This is a genomic window from Flavobacterium plurextorum (assembly GCF_024638035.1).
Taxonomy (GTDB): Bacteria; Bacteroidota; Bacteroidia; order Flavobacteriales; family Flavobacteriaceae; genus Flavobacterium; species Flavobacterium plurextorum.
The window spans coordinates 2,414,924-2,436,263 of sequence record NZ_CP100442.1 but is presented as its reverse complement, the minus strand read 5'-3'; the positions used below and the strand labels follow the sequence as shown (position 1 = coordinate 2,436,263).

General features: G+C 37.4%; 21 protein-coding genes. 4 read left to right on the top strand and 17 right to left on the bottom strand.

The genetic code is table 11. The features are described 5' to 3' along the window. Positions 1-8: 8 nt before the first annotated feature. The 14 genes from traK to NLG42_RS10695 all read right to left on the bottom strand — a co-directional run bounded on the left by traK (position 9) and on the right by NLG42_RS10695 (position 12,163). The gene (traK, locus tag NLG42_RS10760; protein ID WP_257683762.1) at positions 9-620 is read right to left on the bottom strand and encodes a conjugative transposon protein TraK; all 612 of its coding nucleotides are present in this window, start codon (positions 618-620) and stop codon (positions 9-11) included. Positions 621-644: 24 nt separating this feature from the next. Beyond that, a complete protein-coding gene (gene traJ / locus NLG42_RS10755; protein WP_307774308.1) occupies positions 645-1,838 on the bottom strand; it encodes a conjugative transposon protein TraJ in 1,194 nt (397 codons plus the stop codon). 10 nt (positions 1,839-1,848) lie between these two features. Beyond that, on the bottom strand, positions 1,849-2,484 hold the full coding sequence (locus tag NLG42_RS10750; protein ID WP_257683761.1) for a TerB family tellurite resistance protein: 636 nt from the start codon (positions 2,482-2,484) through the stop codon (positions 1,849-1,851). Between the two features lie 11 nt (positions 2,485-2,495). After that, complete coding sequence (locus NLG42_RS10745) at positions 2,496-3,113, bottom strand: hypothetical protein (RefSeq protein ID WP_257683760.1); 618 nt, start codon at positions 3,111-3,113, stop codon at positions 2,496-2,498. Between the two features lie 15 nt (positions 3,114-3,128). Next, positions 3,129-3,818 carry a conjugal transfer protein TraI gene (locus tag NLG42_RS10740; protein WP_257683759.1) on the bottom strand — a complete coding sequence of 230 codons (690 nt, stop codon included), beginning with the start codon at positions 3,816-3,818 and terminating at the stop codon, positions 3,129-3,131. A gap of 12 nt (positions 3,819-3,830) precedes the next feature. Continuing rightward, complete coding sequence (locus tag NLG42_RS10735; protein ID WP_257683758.1) at positions 3,831-6,299, bottom strand: TraG family conjugative transposon ATPase; 2,469 nt, start codon at positions 6,297-6,299, stop codon at positions 3,831-3,833. Next, positions 6,280-6,930 (bottom strand): DNA cytosine methyltransferase, encoded by a 651-nt coding sequence (locus tag NLG42_RS10730; RefSeq protein WP_257683757.1) that lies wholly within the window; start codon positions 6,928-6,930, stop codon positions 6,280-6,282. Before NLG42_RS10730 ends, NLG42_RS10735 begins: the two co-directional genes overlap by 20 nt. Positions 6,931-6,960: 30 nt before the next feature. Beyond that, a complete protein-coding gene (locus NLG42_RS10725) occupies positions 6,961-7,269 on the bottom strand; it encodes a DUF4133 domain-containing protein (RefSeq protein WP_307774307.1) in 309 nt (102 codons plus the stop codon). 12 nt (positions 7,270-7,281) lie between these two features. Continuing rightward, positions 7,282-7,620, bottom strand: coding sequence for a DUF4134 domain-containing protein (locus NLG42_RS10720; protein WP_257683756.1), 339 nt, complete (start codon positions 7,618-7,620; stop codon positions 7,282-7,284). A gap of 129 nt (positions 7,621-7,749) precedes the next feature. Further along, the gene (locus NLG42_RS10715; protein ID WP_257683755.1) at positions 7,750-8,235 is read right to left on the bottom strand and encodes a hypothetical protein; all 486 of its coding nucleotides are present in this window, start codon (positions 8,233-8,235) and stop codon (positions 7,750-7,752) included. Between the two features lie 239 nt (positions 8,236-8,474). Then, positions 8,475-9,041, bottom strand: a complete 567-nt coding sequence (locus NLG42_RS10710; RefSeq protein ID WP_257683754.1) for a hypothetical protein — start codon at positions 9,039-9,041, stop codon at positions 8,475-8,477. 16 nt (positions 9,042-9,057) lie between these two features. Then, the gene (locus NLG42_RS10705) at positions 9,058-10,260 is read right to left on the bottom strand and encodes a hypothetical protein (RefSeq protein ID WP_257683753.1); all 1,203 of its coding nucleotides are present in this window, start codon (positions 10,258-10,260) and stop codon (positions 9,058-9,060) included. Between the two features lie 30 nt (positions 10,261-10,290). Continuing rightward, positions 10,291-11,175: a helix-turn-helix domain-containing protein gene (locus NLG42_RS10700; RefSeq protein WP_257683752.1), complete on the bottom strand. Its 885-nt coding sequence runs from the start codon at positions 11,173-11,175 to the stop codon at positions 10,291-10,293. Positions 11,176-11,470: 295 nt separating this feature from the next. Continuing rightward, positions 11,471-12,163, bottom strand: coding sequence for a hypothetical protein (locus NLG42_RS10695; protein WP_257683751.1), 693 nt, complete (start codon positions 12,161-12,163; stop codon positions 11,471-11,473). A gap of 317 nt (positions 12,164-12,480) precedes the next feature. Between NLG42_RS10695 and NLG42_RS10690 the strand changes: the two genes are divergently transcribed. Further along, entirely contained in the window at positions 12,481-14,178 is a 1,698-nt protein-coding gene (locus NLG42_RS10690; RefSeq protein ID WP_257683750.1) for a helix-turn-helix domain-containing protein, read from the top strand. A 71-nt stretch (positions 14,179-14,249) separates the two neighbouring features. Further along, a complete protein-coding gene (locus NLG42_RS10685) occupies positions 14,250-14,426 on the top strand; it encodes a histone H1 (protein ID WP_257683749.1) in 177 nt (58 codons plus the stop codon). A gap of 604 nt (positions 14,427-15,030) precedes the next feature. Here the strand turns inward: NLG42_RS10685 and NLG42_RS10680 are convergent. From NLG42_RS10680 to NLG42_RS10670, 3 genes are all read right to left on the bottom strand, one after another. Further along, entirely contained in the window at positions 15,031-15,381 is a 351-nt protein-coding gene (locus NLG42_RS10680; RefSeq protein ID WP_257683748.1) for a hypothetical protein, read from the bottom strand. A gap of 32 nt (positions 15,382-15,413) precedes the next feature. Next, positions 15,414-15,920, bottom strand: coding sequence for a hypothetical protein (locus NLG42_RS10675; RefSeq protein ID WP_257683747.1), 507 nt, complete (start codon positions 15,918-15,920; stop codon positions 15,414-15,416). A gap of 215 nt (positions 15,921-16,135) precedes the next feature. Further along, the gene (locus tag NLG42_RS10670) at positions 16,136-16,384 is read right to left on the bottom strand and encodes a helix-turn-helix transcriptional regulator (RefSeq protein WP_257683746.1); all 249 of its coding nucleotides are present in this window, start codon (positions 16,382-16,384) and stop codon (positions 16,136-16,138) included. Between the two features lie 535 nt (positions 16,385-16,919). Between NLG42_RS10670 and NLG42_RS10665 the strand changes: the two genes are divergently transcribed. Together NLG42_RS10665 and NLG42_RS10660 are read left to right on the top strand one after the other, a co-directional pair. Continuing rightward, complete coding sequence (locus NLG42_RS10665; RefSeq protein ID WP_257683745.1) at positions 16,920-19,943, top strand: SusC/RagA family TonB-linked outer membrane protein; 3,024 nt, start codon at positions 16,920-16,922, stop codon at positions 19,941-19,943. 11 nt (positions 19,944-19,954) lie between these two features. Further along, positions 19,955-21,337: a RagB/SusD family nutrient uptake outer membrane protein gene (locus tag NLG42_RS10660; RefSeq protein WP_257683744.1), complete on the top strand. Its 1,383-nt coding sequence runs from the start codon at positions 19,955-19,957 to the stop codon at positions 21,335-21,337. Positions 21,338-21,340: the final 3 nt, after the last annotated feature.

Here is a 21,340-nt window from a genome sequence, read left to right as displayed (position 1 = left end):
TAAGCTTGTCATGGTTTTCTGTTTACAGTGCCAAGATCTTTGTTCTCAAAAGTATTAAAGCGCTCTATTAGAAAACCGTGGGGATTATTATCACTCCTTGAAACATTACGCAGCGTGCCTTCTGTAATCAGGTTTCTGTTTAAAATGCTGGTAGTCCTAATAATGCTTTGTCTGGCAAAACATTTAAAGCGGTAGGGATATTCATTGATATCAATGGTAACGCTGTCTATCAGAACTGTCTGGCTTATATTTCCTGATATAATACCCGAATAATACCCGTTTTCTTTTAAATCATCGTATATGCGCTTAACCGAATTATCGGCCAGATAAAGGGCTTTTGTTACATTGGCTTTAATCACTTTATCATCAGGATCAAGACTGAAGAAATATTGGTGAAATGTCTTTACATGATCCCTTGCCTCAACCGGAACATTATCTTTACGGTCTGACGCGTACGCTTCCAGCGCTTTTCCATTTGCAAGGATATAAACCTTATCCTGCATCAAAGCGACAGCGCTGAAACTTTTATAAAGTGCATAACCCGTAATGATTGTACTGCCTGCAATGACCAGCATCGTAAACCCTCTTACGTGGCGGAAAGCTGTATCTATATTTTTCATCCTGCTGAACATAACCGCATGCTTTTAATTTTTAGAATTTCCTTTGAGCCTCTCGCTCATATAGTTTCCTTTATCTTCAAAATAAGGAGAGGATGTCGAAGACGATGACATGCTCTGGCTCATTTTTCCTGCCGCATTGCCCATCGTATCCATTACCATTCCCGCTCCAGCTGCCGCACCTCCGATGACAGAGGAAGTGGAACCGCCAAACAGACTGGTGACTTTCTGCCCCAGTGCGCTTCCGCCTGATGCGTGCACTATATAGTTTGCTACAGAGGGCACTGTAAAATATCCCACTATGCCTATAATCATAAAAATCAAGTAGCCTATATCGGTTCTGCTGAAAAACGTATCGCCTGATGTATTGATCTGCGAAATGTCCAGCCTCAGCATCTGCTCTTGAACTTTTCCGATAATACTGCCAAAGATGTTGGCCACGGGAAGCCACAGATAGATATTAATATATCGGGCAAGCCAGACCGTAAGAGTATGCTGGAATCCGTCATAAACTGCAATTCCAAACACCAGAGGCCCTAAGATGGAAAGCACCACCAGCTGAAAAGTCCGCAGGGTATCTATACATAATGAAGAGGCCTCGAATAGAATCCGCAGTACCTCGCTTACCCACTCCTTTACCGAATTCCTAAAGCTGTAGGAAGCTTTTTCCATTGCAAACTTCACATCATTCCCTATTCCTTCCATAAGTCCTTCATCTGAAGGATCAGCTCCGTCATGGGTATACTTATACCATCTGTCCCGGTCGCCCGTCCCAAGAACGCCGACATACATTTTCCATGGAGCACTTTCCTTGACTGCTTTTTCTTTTTCCTTCAGAAGCACTTCAATAGCTTTATTGGATCCTGAAACCATGGAAGCAGTAGCAGTGACTGTCGGCTTCATGACTCCATTTATCAGTGCGAGCACAGAAGGAAATATCATAATACAGAATCCGATCACAAACGGCCTGAAAAGCGGGTAAAAATCAATTGCCTCAGCATTGGCAATATGTCTCCAGACTCTTGAAGCAATGTAGAAGACTGCTCCAAATCCCGCTATGCCCTGCCCTACTCCCATAAGATTGCTGCAGAGCGGCATCATCTCATCGTACAGCTGTTCCAAAACTGAATGAAGACTGTCGATATCATCGCCTGGTCCTTGAGCTGAAACCATCTCGGGAAGAAGAAAAAATGGAAAAGCTTTTTTTAAAATCGTTATCATGGTATGCTGTTTAATCTTTAAAATGATAGTTTTTTCGAATTGAGGCCGCGTCATTAGATTCCTTAGAACGCTGCAATGCAAGTACAGATGCCGATCCGTTAAAGTCGCGGAGAAACAGCACCTTCTGCTGCATGTCCTCGTAGATCCTGTCAATAGCTTCGAGTCTTTCATCATCAGTCATTCTGAGTTTGTCTGATGTGATTACGGATGTCAATTCATCAATATTTCTAAGGCTTTCCCTGCTTAGATTCGAATACACTTTTTCAAAATATTGTATTTCCTTCTCACTGAACCGTTCATTTTTAAGGATCTGTTCAAGTCCTTTGTGGCTTTCCTTCATCAGTGTAAACTGATAGTCTACTATGTCTGCTACCCGCTTGTAATTTTTCACAACAGGGCTTACCTGCCTCAGGGCATCTAAAAAAGTCTTATGAAGAGAAAAATTTCCCTCGGACATATCTTTTACAGCTTTGTATCCGCCGCTCAGTATATCGTAGCCTTTCTTCATATCACTCAATATCTTTTTAAACTGAGATAGTTTTTCGATATTTAATATGAGCTGCTGGATTTCAGCAGACTGTGCCTTTGCTGAAAAAGGAACACACATTAAAAGTGACACTGCAAAAATTAATAACTTCTTTTTCATAGTAAGTTTGTTTATAAGCCATACAATTCCCCAGACTGTCTGCTGTCATTTTTTTCTTTAGCTTTCGATAATGCAAGCACTTTAATTTCCCCGCTGAATTTTTCGCAAAAAGCGTAGTCTTCACGCGCTGTCTCATAAAGCTTGTCAATACGCTCAATTCTCTCGTCGTCCTTCATCTGAAGTTTGGTGCTTGTCGTAATTAAAAGCAGCGTATCAATACTTTCATCACAGCTTTCAAGCAGGCGTCTGAATGTCCGCTCAATATAATCCAGTTCACTGCCGTGAAACAGATCGTCTTTCTGGAGTTCTATAAATGTCCTTTTATAGGTTTTTAAAATCTGAACCTGCAGCGAGACTATTTCGGCAACTCTTGTGTAGTTCCTAACCTTTGGATTTATTGAAAGAAGCGACGTAAAATAATCACCGTGCAGGTTCACTTCCCCTTTCTTAGCATCCGAAATAAAATTCAGCCCGTTTTTAACTGCTTTATACCCTTTTGCAGCATAATCCACATAAGTCCGCAATGCCGCAATTTGAAGCAGCAGCATTCTTTTCTGTTTTGCCTGCTGCGCCTGAAGAACGCCGCTAAGCAGTGCTGTTATTATGAATATCAATATTGTCTTTTTCATCTTTTTGAGTACTGTTTACGGAATTCCGTAAAATTGTTTCACTTTATTTACTTCAGCTTCTGTTTTTGCTCTCTGAAGACTCAGCAGCACATTCTGCTGGTTGAAAATCCGGAGATCATTGTAATTGGTGTCAATCTGATCCGCCGCTTTATTTATGATTTCCAGCCTTTTCAGATCACTCATCTGCGTGGTAAAAGATTCTATGATTAAAAATATCTGATCTATATTTTTCATGCTCTCTTCAAGTATGCCGTCATATACCTTTTCCATATATTCCAGTTCCGAGACTGTAAAACTCTGGTCTCTTTTAAAAAGATTCCATGCCCTCTCGTATTCTTCAATTAGACGGGTCTGTTTTGATGAGATTTCCTTAATTCTCTGGTAGTAGGTAACGATGGACTTCACCTTCTGCAGTTCCTCGTAATAGCCTTTATAAAGATCACGCTGTTTTTTTGTCCAGTCCGAAATCTCATCAAGCTTTAGCTTGGAAAGTGTATTCTCCACCTGCTTCTGCGCGTTTTGAAGCCAGATGGTTTTGTTCTGCAGCCTCTGGATCCCAAGATCGATAGCCTTGATAACTTTCTTTGTGACTGCTTTCACGATCTCCAGAATCGGGAGGACTGCTGTTTTTTCCGCCGGTCGTACAGGCGTGCTGATCAGCAGAAAACACATAAGACATGCGGCTACTCTAATTTTCGTTTTCATTTGACTTAATTTTTAATTTCCATTTCTTATTTCGCGGGCCATAGCGGCAATCCCTTTTTTGATGTCCCCGCCAAACTGTTTTGCATAAGCATTCATCTTGACCTTCTCGCTTTCTTCGGTAGTATAGGCAAGATATTCCTCCAAAGACACCTCTGTTCGGTAGACCTTGGAAAGCATTCCTCCCAGCGATATAAAAACTTCTTTGTACTTTTTATCAGGATCATTGGCTTTGTTCACTGAAAGCACCAAAGCTTTTTCCTTTTCGGTCAGCCCGAGCAGTTCCTGAATCTGGTCGAACTTGTTCTGATACTTGCTCTGGTCCAGCAGGATTTTGCAGTCACTGTTGTTGATTATTGCCTGCTTCACCACAGGGGATGAAATGATGTCTTCCACCTCCTGGGTAACAACTATCGCCTCACCAAAGAACTTACGAACGGTTTTGAATAAATACTTCAGATATTCTGCCATCCCCTCCCTTGCAATGGCTTTCCAGGCTTCTTCAATCAGTATCATTTTTCGTATTCCTTTCAGTTTTCGCATCTTGCTGATAAATACCTCCATAATAATAATGGTCACCACCGGAAACAGTATAGGATGGTCTTTGATATTATCAAGCTCAAATACAATAAAGCGCTCTTGGAGAAGATCCAGATTCTCTGTTGCATTCAGCAGATAATCAAATTCGCCTCCTCTGTAATATGGACGGAGCACGTAAAGAAAATTATTGACATCAAAATCCTTGTCTTTCACTTTATCTCCCAGAAGGATCGACACAAATTCCTCTTTCAGAAACTCGTAGAATGTATTGAAGCAGGGAAAAATGCTTTTATCCTTTTCAAGATTTTCATAGTACAGCTGCAGGGCATTGGACAGCGCCACATACTCGCTTCTGTTGAAGGTTTCGTCATCTTTCTTCCAAAGTGCCAGCAGCAGCGTTTTGATGCTCTCTTTTTTCTCCGTATCCAGACTGTCTCCCTCGCTGATGTAAAAAGGATTGAAGCGGATGGGATTCTTCTCGTCATAGGTGAAATAATAGCCGCTGACCATATCGCATAATCCTTTGTAGCTGTGGCCGACATCCACCAATACAATGTGCGTTCCCTGCTCGTAATAGCTTCTGACCATATGATTAGTAAAAAAAGATTTGCCGCTTCCTGATGGCCCGAGTATAAACTTATTCCGGTTGGTGCAGATCCCTTTCTTTACCGGCTCATCACTGATATCAACATGAACAGGTTTGCCCGTCAGACGGTCACCTAAACGAAGACCGCAGGGACTCAGCGAGGAACGATAGCCTGTTTCCATATTCAGAAAACACACGGCCTGTTCAGTAAAGGTGTCAAAAGCATCATTCATCGGGAAATCGGCCGCATTGCCGGGAATCCCTGCCCAATAGATCTGTGGTGCGCCGACTGTTTCCTGTTTGGCGGCAGCATCCATCTGCGCCAGTGCGGATGATATCTTGTTTTTTATGTCTTTCAGTTCTTCTTTTTCTGAGGTCCAAGCCAGGACATTAAAATGTGCCTTGACAGGCAGTCTCTGCTGTGCAATCGCTTCATTGAGAAAATCATTAGTGGCATCCCTTGCAATCATATTCTCACGGCTGTAGGCGGATAATGACTGGAGTCTTAATCTTTTACTTTCCAGCTTTTGGATGGTTTTCTGTGCATCTTCAATGAAAATATATTGGTTGTAAAGGTGATTGCACGAAAGGAGCTGGCCCAGCGTAGAAGCAAAACCGACACTGAACTTTGTCTTATCAGTCGAGTATCTGTCAAAATTGATTCGTGACCCGCACAGAGCGGGCAGATCAGCAGCATCTCCAAGGGTAAATAGCTGGCTGTGCTTCTCTCCTATCTGCATCCCGTCTGAAAACTTGAGGTCGCCGTACACGAACGAATGCTCATCATCAGATAAAAAACAGTATTTTTCTATGATCCCCATTTTTCTGTTCTGGCTCTTCAGCTCATCGTTTCTGAGCCTGGCCAGACGGATGAACCCGCTGTCTTCCATGATCCTTTTAAACTGCCCTGTGCTGTCAATGAAATCCTGAAGAAACTGGGTTTTCAGCGTCTCTTGTGGAACTAATTTATTCCTTATAAGACTAGAAAACAACGAACTGGAATTTTTACGTCCTGCCGGTTTTTTAGTTATCATAATGTAGCAGGAATGATCCAGAAAGGGCCTTTCATTGAAAAACCGTTCGCTGCTTCGGGTTAAAAAGCTGCGGTCTCCACTCTCGAAATCCGCTTTGTACCTGCTTTCCAAAAACCAGTCCTGCTTATGAAATACGGTGAAATGCGGAAGTATCTTGACAGCCTTGATCCATGACTGGTGGAAGGCTTCATATTCCTGATCCGAGAGCGTAAAAATCTCAGGCAGATCAGCTTTAAATACAATCGTTATATCACCTTGCTTTGACAAAATGCAGTCATGCTGCACATCCATAATCGGTAAAACATCATCCAATTCCTTTTCCATTTTTCCTCGCTTTACTAATTTTTGCTTTTCTACGCCAGAGGCTTCTGGCTTCCTTCAAAATATGCTCTCCAAGATTTGGATCCACGCAGTTCCGAAGCACCTGCCTTTTGTTTGGAATATTACACTCCTTTAAACTGAAACCTAAGGCCTGTTCAAGATCAGGGATCTGGGCATGCCGGATTTTTATCGCTGCGCACAGACCAGGATGTGAAATCTCAAAATTTGACCAGAATAAATGGCGCTGCAGTACAGCATCGGGATCAATGAGTGGTTTATAATAAGGCTTTACATTTTCAACAGTCCATAAACATTCAGCATTATGCCGTAGAAACAAAATTTCCTGATAAAGTCTCATATCAGGAAATACCGCAGGAGTACCTCGGAATCTCACACATATATTCTGTCTGAACGATGAATGGGACTGGCAGGGAGGCGAAGTCCAGATAAAATCATACTCCTTATAATGATTCGTAAGATACTGATGCGCATCTCCAACCACCACTATATCCTGTGGAAAGTTCTCTGAATAGATAGCTGCCAGCTGCGGATCAAGCTCGACAGCAGTGACAGATACATCAGTCCAGTTTTTTCTATTGCCTCCTATTCCGGCATAAAGATTTAAGACTTTCATAGCGAAAACCATTTTAACGTTCTTAAGCTATCATTTTATAAAAACCAGCCTGCTGCGCACTTTTACACATTTGGGAATTTGTCTGGACGCTAAAGCTTTCATCATTCCATATTCGCCATACTTCCTGCTCATCTTATAGATCTTAATCGCCATCACCGTCCCTGATGCGCCGATTAAAGCAACGCAAATCAGCGAAGGAATTCCGATTATAAAGAGTACCGCAAAAACAATCATCAGTCCGACAACACCTCCTCCCAGATACCATATGTACTGGGCTTTAAGGCCTTTAAATTCAATTGACTGATTGATTCCTTTGTTGATCTGGTATACACTGCTCATAATCGAGACTGCCTATACACCAAAGAAAGATTTGATTACTGTAGCTACTACGACAAGAAACACGCAGCTTCCAAACCATGCGGCGGCAACCTTGCCTGTATCAGGATCTCCGGCGTTCCACTTCTGATAAACTTTAACAGCGCCAATAAGTCCTAGTATTGCGCCGACTGCATACATGAGTTCTGTACCTGCATCAAAATAGCTCCTTACCTTTTGGTTCGCTTCATTTATTCCTGCCACACCATCCTGGGCATATACATTTCCTTTAATAATTAAAAGCAGAAAAATTAAGCTTAGTAGCTTCTTGTTCCTTTTAAAAAAACACTTTACCTTTATTCCATCATTCACCATCGCACATCATTTTAAAGATTACTATTTATTCAAAAAGCAGAGGAACATCGCCGTCACATCATCTATTCTCCTTGTCACATTTTACCATACCGCACTAGAGCGGACGGGGAAAATTCCTCTGCTGTTTTTTTAATTATTGTCTTCCCATAATTCGTCTGCCTCGCTTGAAGTAAGAAGCAGTTCAGGATACTTTTCTGAATCAAGAGCCAGCAGAATGTTTACGTTGCTGCGTAAAGAAGAAATCTTCACATAAGGATAATCCGAAAGAATTAAACGGATATAATTTTTGAACTCAAGATTTGAGCGTTTTAGTTCTGCGCTTTCCGCAACTGCGGCTGTCAGACGGGCTGAAAGTTCTTTTACCTCATCAAGAGTTGCAAATGATTCTTCAAATACTTCATTAAGATTAGTGCGACTGCTTTCATCCTGCCCAAAAGGCTGTAAGGAATTATTTTTTAGTCTGCTGCCTCTCAATGGGAAATTAATTTTCTTTCTTCCCTGCAGAATCTCTTTTATTTCAAAAGAATAATAGCGCAGGCCGACAAATAGATACCATAACACTAATAGAGTAATAGCAGTTATAAGGTAACTGCTCCATGTAATAGAATTTAACATAGCATTTTCATTTATCATTCAACATCATCTCATACTATGAATAAACCATCAAGACAATTACGGTTTATTTTACATTCCAAAGTAACTTCGGAAATAAAACTTCTACAAGTACAACTTTTTCTGTACCCCAGTTGTACCCCTGTACCCCTTAATAATTTCAAGGGCTGAGAGAACAATAAAAATTTTAAGACATAAAAAAACCTCCTTAAAAAGGAGGTCAATTTTATTGTTTAGAAATATTAATTTTCTATAATCTTCCTAAACATGATTAGTTCAGCGTCTTTTTTATCAATTATCTTCCAGCCGTTATCCGAAAGAATAAAATATGCTTTTTCTCTCTTTTCAGCTGGAAGTCCAGGCCATAAAACTCCAAATTCATTGAGTTCATTTTTAACAATGTATTCAGCCACAGCCATCTTTTTATCATTTGTTTCAGCTGTTAACTGAATAATTTCCCCAAACTTTTTCGTTCCGATCTTAACATTCTGGATTTTGTATTCTCGTTCCTCTGCTGTTCTTTCAAGCAGAAAAGGTTCAGCCGAATCTGTAAACTCTATCAAAGGCTTTTCTCCATCTTTATACTCTCTAACTTTCATTATTCGTACAAAACCTTTTTCTTCTAAACCTGAATCCAGCATTTTTTTCGCATGCACAGGATCATTGCAGAAAACCTCAAAATCGATTTCTTGAGGAAATTGGTATTTTTTTACAATCATACTTTCTGCTGTTTTACTATCCAGTTTATTGTTCTGGCAGCAGATGAATAAAAGGCTGAACAATGGCAGTATTCTTAATAGTGATTTCATGATGTCATAAATTAAATTAGTATTCCTTTATATGCTTAATAATTTTCTCCAAAGTTTTAATAACAAATTCTTTATCTTTTTCTTCAGGATTATACGACTTGCTCCTCACCGACTGATATGATAAATTTCTTTTGAATGGAGTTGAGAGATAAGGAACAATCGTCTTAAATATTAAACTCATTGATTTTGCTTTCAATATTCTTGTTTCGTCAGTGGCTCTTAAAATCAGACCCATTTGGTCAGATGAAAGAGTGCACTGGATTTTGTTTTCAGGTATCTGACTAGATGAATTTATATTTCTTTTAGAAAGCACATTATCTAACTCTTCAATTTCATCCCTGCTCTGCAGAAAGCTAATCTCTGATACAAACCAGTTCTCCAAGACATCCTTAATATTCTGATGGCTGGCATCGAAAGTAATTTTCACATTTGAGTGGAGCTGCTTGAAATCCTTGAAAAAGAGTAAAAGGAGATTCAATTTTGCTGACTGCTTTTCGGTGTTATAAATCTGTTCAGTCATTCTCTCTGTAAGGATCGAAATATACTGCACAGAATTAAAATTATGGTCAATTAAAAGTTCATCTAGAGGGGTGAAAACAGATGGGGTTTCCATGGTATCATTATATTCATCAAGCAGTTTTAAAAGTTCTCGAAAATAGAGAATCCGCCGATAAGTAAGTTTTTTGCCATTGTCGGCTTCAATTGAATTCTGCAATATTTTTAGAATTCGTTTAATAGTTAACTTATCAGGCTCAGCATTTAAGTTTCTTTTATTGATTCTCTGAAGTTTTAATGCAAGCTCTTTTCTGCACACCATTAAATAGGTAATCGGAACTCTTTCGTCAAGACTGAGGTAATACGAAAACCTGTCTTCAATGAAAGAAATAAGATAATCAAGATTTGAAATGAGCAGATCGGCTAGTTTTCTTATTTTTTCAGATTTAAGAACTTTTTCTGTACGGTTTTCGATGATGCTGTCCAGCAGAAAAATTAATGTTGAATGATATTGCCTGACTGTAACTCGTATATGTCTTTTCTTTTTTAATGAAAAAACCTCATTTTTTAGATGCACTTGTATCTTAATAGATTCTTTTGAAATATTTTCGGTAATAACTGAGATATCATTATCATTCAAACTTTCAATATTTGTGGTTAGTGGATCAAAAGTCTGCAGTATCAAAGTATCAAACCATTCCAATGGATAATTAATGTTCATCATCTTTAGATTTTACTATGAAACAACTGAAAACTAACGATTCTTATATCTATCAATAAAAATCGCACGATATTCCGACGGAGAATATGACGTATGCTTTTTGAAGAAAATGCTAAAGATTGAGACACTTGCAAATTCCATTTCTTCAGCGATTTCTGCAAATGTATTTTGAGTATCTTCCAATAAAATTTTTGCTTCGCTGATAATAGCTTCAATAATTAATGCCTTTACAGAACTTCCTGTAACCTCCTTTACTACTTTATTTAAATACTTGCTTGTAATAAAAAGTGCACCTGCATAAAATTTAGCGTGATGCTGTTTTTTATAATGTATAGAAAGCACGGTTAAAAACTGGATAACCAAATTTTCCTTCCTCGTAAAACTTATTGCAGCATCAGATGAATACTTTGCATAAATTAATTTAAGTTCATACAAAAATAAATTTAAGCTTATCCTGTAAAGCTCCTCATCAATATCGGTTCTTTTCGCCTCTAAATTAATGTAATGCACCAGCTTATAAATTAGAGATAATACCTGATATTCTTTTTCTTCAAGTGAAGCCTTCAAAGGTTCTTTCCTTATAAAAAAATAAAACGACTCAACCAATTCTTGTTTCAGACAGTTTTTTACAGCAAAGTCTGATGAGAAGGTAATTAAATACAGCTGTAGTTTCTCTTGAACTTCAAAAATTGTGCAGATCGAGTCCTTCGGAATAACTATGAGATCTCTTGCTGATAGATTTTGAATTAATTCCTTCAGTTTAATTATAACTTTGCCTGATCTAATTAAGAGTACTGCTAAGTTTTCTGTAACAAAAGGCTCATCACTTTCAATTCTTTCATGTTTTTTTATAATATGAATATCTACACCTTCACTAGAAGCATCTAGTAAATTGGCATTTATTAGATTTTTTATCATAACTCTCTTACTTTAAATTTTCCGTCCTTCATAGGTCATACTTTAAATCTTTTTCGAATGAATAGATAGAAAACAAAATACAGGTTAAACAAACAGGTAACATACAGCATATATACCTGCAAACGGAAAGGTATATATGCTGTAGGTTCTGCAGTTCTAAAATAATCTGCGGGCTGATAGTCTAATAATAGTCCTAGAATAATAAAGAGACTAATGAGGTTGGTTAAAACCATAGCGATATTTAAAATGGCACGTAATTTCATATTTGCAGATTTAATTTAAAACTTTGAGAATATTAAAGCAGCTTCTCAAGAAGGGCGATAACTAGTATAATTGAAACTTCATTTTTACTAAAGAAAGGCTGGGCATGTTTGCTTCCTACCAATATATCCCAATCCTTATCTTTACGTTCTTCCTCTGTGTATAAGGAATATCTTGAAATAGACGCTACAGTTAGAATGGTCTCGGTTTCCTCAGTAGTAAAAATTGTATCACTGAGCACATCAGATTCATAGCCAAGAATGTAATTATTGGTGATCGTAAATTCTTCCTGCCTTTTACTGATAAGATTCTGAAGGAAATTTATAAGATTGTTTTTCGCATAAGTCTGTAAAGTGCTATTCTGGACAATTAGAATCATACTGTTGTCTGGATCGGAAAGTATAGCTTCCACCATCTCGTCAGTAAAGGGTATTAATCGATTAGTAATGCCCTTTTTGTTCTGAACACTATTTAAAACAAACCTTATCTGCTCAGTAAGTTCTGCAACAGAATTTGGAGACTGATTATTTTGATAAAAAACTTTCAATAATTCGTAAACATTCTGCCCTTTTATATCAAAAGGGTTGCCGTCACCCTTAAAAGATTGGCTTTTACTTTCAGAATTCTGTAGCGAAACCGATGTGGGTCTTGAACTTTCAATATCGGCATCAGCCGAACACGAAATAAATAAAAATGATGCAGTAATACATAGTAAAAAAGTTTTCATGATTTTGATGTTTGAAATGAATGAGATTATTTTCTCAGCCCTTTTCATCCGGATAAGCAGAACTTTTATCCAGCACCCTGCTGGACATTTTGCTTTTGAATTCAAGGCAAAACTATTATGCTCATTAGTCTCCCGCAAACCATTGTGTGTGGATTTTCGGCAATTCCACTGTGGATTTCATGGAAATCCACAGTGCTTTTAACCAAACAAAACACTGTATTTCAAATGTTTATGTTATTTTTATATTAACATAATGTAAAATTAATATTACAGCATTGAGTCGGTCAATTATCAATGCTGCACAAATCCCTAATTGTATGAATAAATCAAATCTAATTATTGCCTGCCTGCTGCTGTTTAATGTAATATCAGCTCAAAAAAACTCATTCATGATCCCAGATTCTCTCAAGAAAAAAAGCTATGAATACTTAGATAATAAATTCTATACTTTGAAGAAAGACAGTGCACATGCAGCCATATATGCTTACAGCTTTCTTAAGAAGGCCAGACTTGAAAAAAACTCGAAAGAAATTATGAATGGATACCAGAATTTGATGCTGATATCTCCCAATAAAATTAAACTCATCTACGTAGACAGTATTTTATACACAGCTAAAAAATCGAATGACTATGCATTAATTGGAGCTGCCTATCTCACTAAGGGCACCTATTACTACGGATTGAAACACCAGAAACTTGCAATGGACTATTATTTAACTGCAAATAGTTATGTTTCCAAGACAAATGATCAATATCAGATACATAAAGTAAAGTACTGTATTGCCCTAACAAAGTTTTACGTGGGATTTTATGATGAAGCTGTTTCTCTTTTAAGAGAATGCGTAGATTACTATAAAAATGTTGAGACAAGACCTTATCTTAATTCTATTCACATGCTGGGACTCTGTTACAACAAACTTGGCAACTATGGATTATGCACGCAAATGAATGCTCTAGGAATATCGGAAAGCAAGAGATTAAAATCGACGGTAATGATTCCTTATTATGAACATTCTGAGGGCATAAATGACTACTTTAAAGGAAATTACGCAGAATCGATTAAAAAAATAGATTCTTCCCTTGAGCCTATTATTGAAAATGAAGATTTTGCAAATGTCGCAATTGGAAACTTTTATGTAGGGAAAAGCTACTGGTCACTTAACAAAAAAGAAAAAGCATCGAAGCATTTTCAAATCGTTGATAGTATTTTTAAAGAGAAAAAATACCTGAGGCCGGATCTAAGACAGGCATTCGAACTTTTGATTAACTACAATAAAACCAAAAAAGATTTAAATAATCAATTATACTACATCAATGAACTTTTAAAAGCTGACACTCTTCTTGTGGAGAACAATACGTACATCGTAAGCAAAATACATAAGCAGTATGATACAAAAGAGCTTATTCAAGAAAAAGAAAAAATATTGGTAGAAAAAAATGAAATTGCAGAAGATCTAAAAATGGAACAGTATTATGATATAATATTTGCATGCGTTATCTTTTTGCTTTTCATCTTTATAATCTGGCAGACCCGTCGATACTACAAAAGAAGAAAAATTTATGAAAAAAACTTTGAGCTTAGAATGCAGGAACTTAATGCAGTTAAAAATAAACCTAAAATAAAGATTGAAAAAGAACCGATAAAAGACATAAATATTGAAACAGTTTCATCTATACTTAAACAGCTTGAAAATTTTGAAATCGAAAAAAAATTTTTAGGAAAAGATTGGAATCTTGTCACATTAGCAGCAGCATTTAACTCAAATACTAAATATTTAGCCGCTATCCTAAGTTATTATAGGGATATGGGAATGAGCGAATACATTAATGGTCTTCGGATCGAATACATCATCAACTTACTACAGACGGAACCAATATATAGAAAGTACACCTACGAAGCATTGGCTCAAGAAGCAGGCTTCAGCTCAACACAGCGGTTTGCAAACGCTTTTTTGGCAAAAGCAGGAATGCCAGTAAGCTTTTTTATTCAGAGAATAAATAAGTCGCAACCATAATAATTTACTTTTGGAATTGGTTCTTTTAATTTTAAAATTACATTTGCTCCCGTAATTAAAAACATGACATTATGAAAGATCTAATCGTAAAAATTAATGCAGAAATTGAAACATTCAAAACTGAATCTGAATCTCTTTCTGAAAAAGGAGTTAAAGCTGCCGGAGCAAGAGCTCGTAAAGCTTCATTGGAAATTGAAAAACTTTTAAAGGAGTTTAGAAAAGTTTCTATTGAAGAATCTAAAAAATAATTTGCTGCACGTTTATGTAGAGAGTAATGGGGCATTTTAGCCCCATTTATTATTGTTTATTTTTGTGGCATCGGATTTGAGTATTTTAAAAAGATATTCTTTCATAGAGCAGAACAACAAATCGTTTTATCATGCAGCCTATCCCGCTTTACACTGCAATCTTTTATGCCGTACACCGGCAGAAAAGTATTTCCGTTTCAATCGGGGCTGAAAAATAATGATTTAAATTTTTAAATAGTGAAAACACCACATTTGGTTTTAATTTTTTCCTTTGTTGTTGTCTATCACCAGCCAGAATTACTATTAATTAATATCTAAACTTTTAGTTATTTCTTTCAATTGCTTAAACGTACTAATTAGTTTTTCAACCAACCGCTCATAAACACTAAAATGTTTGGAATCTTTATCAATTCCGAGCCTTGCTTTACAAAAATCATACTTTTCGTCAAAACCAGAATCTTGGAAATGACCTTGTAAAAGTCGTAAATCGTAAAGTACAAACAAACACGACATTATTTCCTTACTTTGACTATCCTCAATATTTAGTTTGTTTATTAAGAAATACTCCAAAGTTTTTAATGATCCTAATGACTTTACAACTTTTTCATTGTTCTTGTTTTCTAATAAGGTCTTTTATATTATCAATCTGAATATTCTCAATAATTAATTTTGTTAAGCTAATATAAGCATTAAATATTTGTTCTTTTTCTTCTAAAATAGGTGGTTTATAATAATCGAAAAAATCATCAATCTGCACTTTGGTTAGTTTAAAAGAGAATTTTTTTTCAAAAATATCGTCTAATTCATTTTTAAGCTTAAATAGTTTTACTTCATTGTCAGAATCTTGAAATGCATCATTCGGTGAGAAAGGATTTTGCATAAGATAAAATTTAGAGTAGATATCATGGTCAGATTCTACGTTACTTGCTTGAAATCTTTTTAGGTGTGATTTCATTTCATCTTTTTTAAAGTCATCATTTAAGTCGCCTAGCCATTTAAAAATTTTTCCGTTTCTATTGATTCCAAATCCCCAACCAAAAAGAGGGCTATCTTAAAATAGATGTTTCCAGAAGAAAATGAGCCAAACCTTACTTTGTAGTCAGGATGATTATTATAATAAAGTAAAATATCTTTTTCAAAAAATACTGGAGTAAGAAAACCATCATTTTCTGGACGAACTAATCCTGGTATTAAATAATAATCTTCGGACGAATACTTAAATTCTAAATGAGAATATTGTTCAAACTTTTTGTTTTCATATCCAAAAGTGATACTTGACTTTTCTCCATTTGGCATATCTTTAAAGTAGGCTTCAGAGATTTCATCGTAATATTCTTTTTGTTTAAATGATTTTTTATGACCGCAATTTGGGCAGATTAGGAATGGTATGTCAATATCCAACTCTTTTTCAGTTTCTTGCTTATATCTTACCCAACTAATTTCTAACTTCTTAAAATCGTTGCATTCGGGGCATTGTAAAGGGTGCTTTTTCATTGATTTTTAAGATTTTGGTATATTCTCCATTATATTATCTTATTGCATGCCAAACTTCGTTAGTCACGTAAAAGTCGTTATTCGAACACTTTTTTTTATGAACGCGTTATAATTAATCGTACAAAATAGCCCATTATAGTTAATAATAGGTCTTGCATAAAGATTTGATTTTAAGTTATGAACTTAAAAAAAAAAGATGCTAATGCATCTTTTTTTTAATCAAAATTTTCAGTATCGAAAAAGTCCTTTACACTTACATTAACCATATTACAAAATTTTTTTATTGTATAAATGGTTACTCCACGTTTATTCCTTGTACTCTCCCATCTGTTTAGAATTTGACGATCTAAATCATGCTTTTTTGCAAAATCGCTTTGAGAAAGACCTGTTTTTTTTCTTAAAAACTCAATTCTCTCAGCAATTTTTATTCTAAATTCATTATCTTCTTTTGTCATTTCAGCCATACTGCAATTTTGACAATATTTCATAAAATTCTGTAAACCACTTGGATTACAAATATTATTTCCTATCTTTGAATAAGATTTGATATTTATTTCAAATAATAAATATCATTTATTAAATTTGCGATCCTTCATATAAAAAATTGAAGCATTCGCTTAGAATCTCGTATCAAAAAACTGGCGTTTTACAAAACCACGAGAGGATAAGTAAGATGCTCACGTCTTATGGCGTGGGCTCACTTATTTGTGGTTGGGTGCCGCCAGTGCCTTTGATACAATAAGATGAGTTCCACGCCTTTTTTATCCAAAAGTCATTCTCTCATTTGATTCTTAGTGACATTGTTTTAGTACTTTATGTTTCGCTGAAAAAGTCAAACTATTTAATTTTTCTTGCCTGTGTACTAAAAAAAATGAATTCTCTTTATGCATATTAAGCCGTTTACTTAATGCATAAAAAATGGCCCTCAACGGCAGCGACCAAACTAGCGTAGAGGACCTTAGCTAATCAAAATCAATTTAACTAACCAAGTCCAATATTATGAATAATTTTTCATTTTACAAGGATGGAAGAGTGCTTTATTGCCTAATTTTTACGGCATTTATGTTCACTGTTTCGTCATCGTTTGCCGTTAATTCCTCTCGGCATTTCAGTTTTATTTTCCAACAGAATCAGATAAAAGGAACTGTCACAGATGGCTCTGCTCCTCTGCCCGGAGTAACCATTGGCGTAAAAGGCAGTGGTAATAATTATGCTATCACCGACTATAGTGGGCAATATCTAATTAATGCTACAGCGAAAGACACTTTGATTTTTTCCTTTATGGGATTTAAAACAAAGTACGTCCCAGTAAACGGAAGCACAAAAGTTGACATTAAACTTGAATATGATACCACGACACTACAGGAGGTCCGGGTAAATGCTGGTTATTATTCCGTAAAGGAAAGTGACCGTACGGGGAGTATTGCCCGGATTACCTCCAAAGATATAGAAACGCAGCCTGTGGCAAATGTTTTAGCAACCATGCAGGGCAGAATGGCTGGAGTAAATATTACGCAGACCACAGGAGTTGCAGGAGGCGGTTTTGACATAAAAATTCGCGGACAGAACAGCCTGCGCTCTGCTGCAAATGCCCCCTTGTATATCATTGACGGTGTTCCTTATTCATCCAGTCCGATAGGCTCGGGACAGACATCCTCTATTTTTCCAACTTCAACAAGCCCACTTAACAGCATTAATCCCGACAATATAGAAAGCATCGAAGTTCTGAAAGATGCCGATGCCACGTCTATTTATGGCTCAAGGGGCGCAAACGGCGTTATATTAATTACCACCAAAAAAGGAAAATCTGGCAAAACTAAATTTACAGTAACAAGCAGTACTGGCGCAGGAAGAGTTACAAAATTTCTTAACCTTATGAATACGCAACAGTATTTGGCTATGCGTAAACAGGCTTTTTTAAATGATGGAATAACGCAATACAGCGATGCAGATTATGATATTAACGGGACGTGGGACCAAAACCGATACACCGACTGGCAAAGTGAACTTTTGGGAGGTACTTCGCAGATTACCGATAATCAGGGGACTGTTTCGGGAGGTTCGCAAAAAACACAGTTTCTCCTCAGCGGCACCTACCACAACGAATCTACCGTATTTCCTGGGAAATTTAATTATAAAAGAGGCGGCGCTCAGGTCAATATTAACCACCGCTCAGAAGACAATAAATTCCAATTGGCATTTTCAGGCAGCTACACTTCACAAAATAATGATCAACCTGCCAGTGATTTGACATATGTGGCAAGGTTCCTTGCGCCTAATGCTCCCGACCTTTACAATGAAGATAGAACTCTAAACTGGGAAAATCAGACTTGGGAAAATCCGCTCGCCAACCTCAACGCTAAATTTAAATCCAAAACAAAAGATTTAATAGCCAATGCTGTTCTTTCCTATGATTTATTTGAAGGTTTCAGTATCAAAAGCAGTTTTGGTTTTACTGACCTTGCCACCTTGGAAACCCGCACGGCACCATCGACCATTTTTAATCCCGTCTACAACATAAGCAGTCAGAGATCGGCACTTTTTCAAAACCAGACTGCCAGAAGCTCTTGGATTATAGAACCACAGATTAATTGGGAAAAAGAACTCGGAAACGGAAAAATAGGATTTTTGGCAGGATCTACCTTTCAGTCCCAGACCACAAATACACTCTATCAGTCCGGAAGCGGATTCAGTTCAAACAGTTTAATCTATAATCTGGCCTCCGCCAAAGTTATTACGGTATCGCTCAACGACGAAACTCAGTATAAATACCAGGCATTCTTTGGAAGACTGAACTATAACTGGCAGGATCGCTACATTTTGAATCTGACCGCCCGCAGGGATGGTTCCAGCCGTTTTGGTCCAGGCAGACAGTTTGCCAATTTTGGTGCGGCGGGATTTGCTTGGCTTTTCACAAATGAGAACTTAGTAAAAAAAATATCTTGGCTGAGCTTCGGAAAACTGCGGGGCAGTTACGGAACTACAGGAAATGACCAGATCGGTGATTATCAGTTTTTCGATACCTACAGCACAACTGGAATCAGTTATGATGGCTTGACCGGGCTTTTGCCTTCAAGACTCTTTAACGCTAACTTTGGCTGGGAAATCAATAAGAAACTGGAATTCGCACTTGAAGCTGGTTTATTTAAGGACAGAGTCTTTGCAACGGCAGCGTGGTATCAAAACCGCTCTTCAAATCAGCTGGTCGGAATTCCTCTTCCGGGAACAACCGGTTTTACCTCCATTCAAGCCAATCTTGACGCTGTGGTTGAGAACAAAGGTTTAGAATTTACATTTCGCACCGTTAACTTTCAAAAACAAAACTTTCAGTGGACAACCATCTTCAATGTCACTTCTGCCCAAAACAAGCTGGTGCGTTTTCCGGGTCTGCAGGGTTCTACGTATAGCCAGCAGTACAGAATAGGAAAACCGCTCAATATTGCCTTATTGTACAAATACAAAGGCGTAAATCCTCAAACCGGCATTTATGAATTTGAAGATCTAAACAATGATGGGAAAATATCTTCTCCTTATGACAGGCAATTTACAGCGGATCTTAATCCCAAATATTATGGAGGCATACAAAATCAGATTAGATACAAAGGATGGAACCTTGACTTTCTTTTTCAATTTGTAAAACAGCAGAACCGTCTTTTTCCAATGGGGACTGCTGGACTAATGTCAAATCAGCAGGCTAGGATGTCTGACAGCTGGAAACAGGAAGGACGGAATAGCACTTATCAGATGTATACTACCGGCATTAACGGAACAGCATTAACCGCGGACGGCAATTATTCTTTGAGCAATGCACAAATAACGGATGCCAGTTTTATTCGACTTAAAAACATTGCCCTTTCCTATGATATTCCATTAAGCCTTAAAAGCACAAACTGCAAGTTGATGTTGCAGGCTCAAAATCTTCTGACAATAACAAAATATCCTGATGGAGATCCTGAATTTACTACTTACGGCTACCTGTCTCCTCTGAAAGTTGTGACTGCCGGACTACAATTAACCTTCTAAAAATCAAACTAATGATACGTTCAAAAAATTTAAAATTTTTACTGCTCGCTTCAATACTGCTTTGCAGCGCATGTAATGATTTTGTAGAAGTTGACCTTCCAAAATCACAACTTACGGCACAGGCTGTCTTTGAAAATTACGATACGGCAAATGCCGCACTTACAAATGTGTATTCCAAAATCAGAGATAATGGAGTCCTAAATGGATCTACCAGTGGAATTTCTAATCAGCTTGGAAATTATGCAGATGAACTGACTGCTTATGGACTCCCTTCCAATCCCGTATTCACATTTTACAATAATACGGTACCTCCTGCATCAGCAGTTATTCTTACATATTGGAATAACTCTTACAACCAGATCTATGCGGCTAATGCAGTATTGAAAGGGGTTGAAAAGAGTTTGAATATCAGCCAGAATCAAAAAAGACAGCTGCTTGGTGAAGCTCTATTCATTAGAGCGTTGTCCCACTTTTACCTCCTAAATCTTTTTGGCGATATACCATACGTCAAAGACACCGAATATGAGAAAAATTTAAATGTCAGCAGACTAACTGAAGAACAGGTCTATCAGAAGATCATTAGCGATCTGAATGATGCCTTAGCACTATTGCCCGATGATTATCCATCTTCCGCTAGAATACGCCCCAATAAATCTGTCTGCCATGCTTTCTTAGCAAGAGTGTATATCTACAGTAGAATGTATGAAGAAGCATCAGATGAGGCCTCAGCAGTGCTAAACAAGACAGAACTCTATATTCTGGAAAATGATCTTTCAAAGGTATTTTTAAATAGTTCAAAAGAAACAATCTGGCAGCTTCAGACATCCACTGCAGGACAGAATGCCGCTGAAGGAGCTTTTTTTATCTTTCAGGCGGGGCCTCCCAGTATGGTGGCGCTTACTCCATATCTGCTTAACTCGTTTCGAAACTCTGATCTCCGTAAAGCCAACTGGATCAAAACAGTAACTAATGGAAATGGATCTTGGTCACATGCCTACAAATATAAAGAGCAGAACAACACTTCTGTTTCTAAAGAGTATTCCATCCTCTTTCGAGTATCGGAACAGTACCTCATAAGAGCCGAAGCGCGAACACATCAGGGAGATCTTATCGGTGCAAAAGAAGACTTGAATAAAATAAGAAGGCGTGCAGGGCTCTCCGATACGAATGCAGCAAATCCGCAGGAAATTTTAAGCGCCATCCTTCAGGAAAGAAGATGGGAACTCTTTACCGAGCAGGGACATCGTTTTTTTGATTTACGACGATTTCAGGAGCTGGATGCAGCACTCTCGCCAATTAAACCCGGCTGGAGCACTACAGACAGACTTCTACCCGTACCGGAAAACGAACTTAATCTGAATCCTAATCTTCTTCCTCAAAATCCCGGATATTAAAAA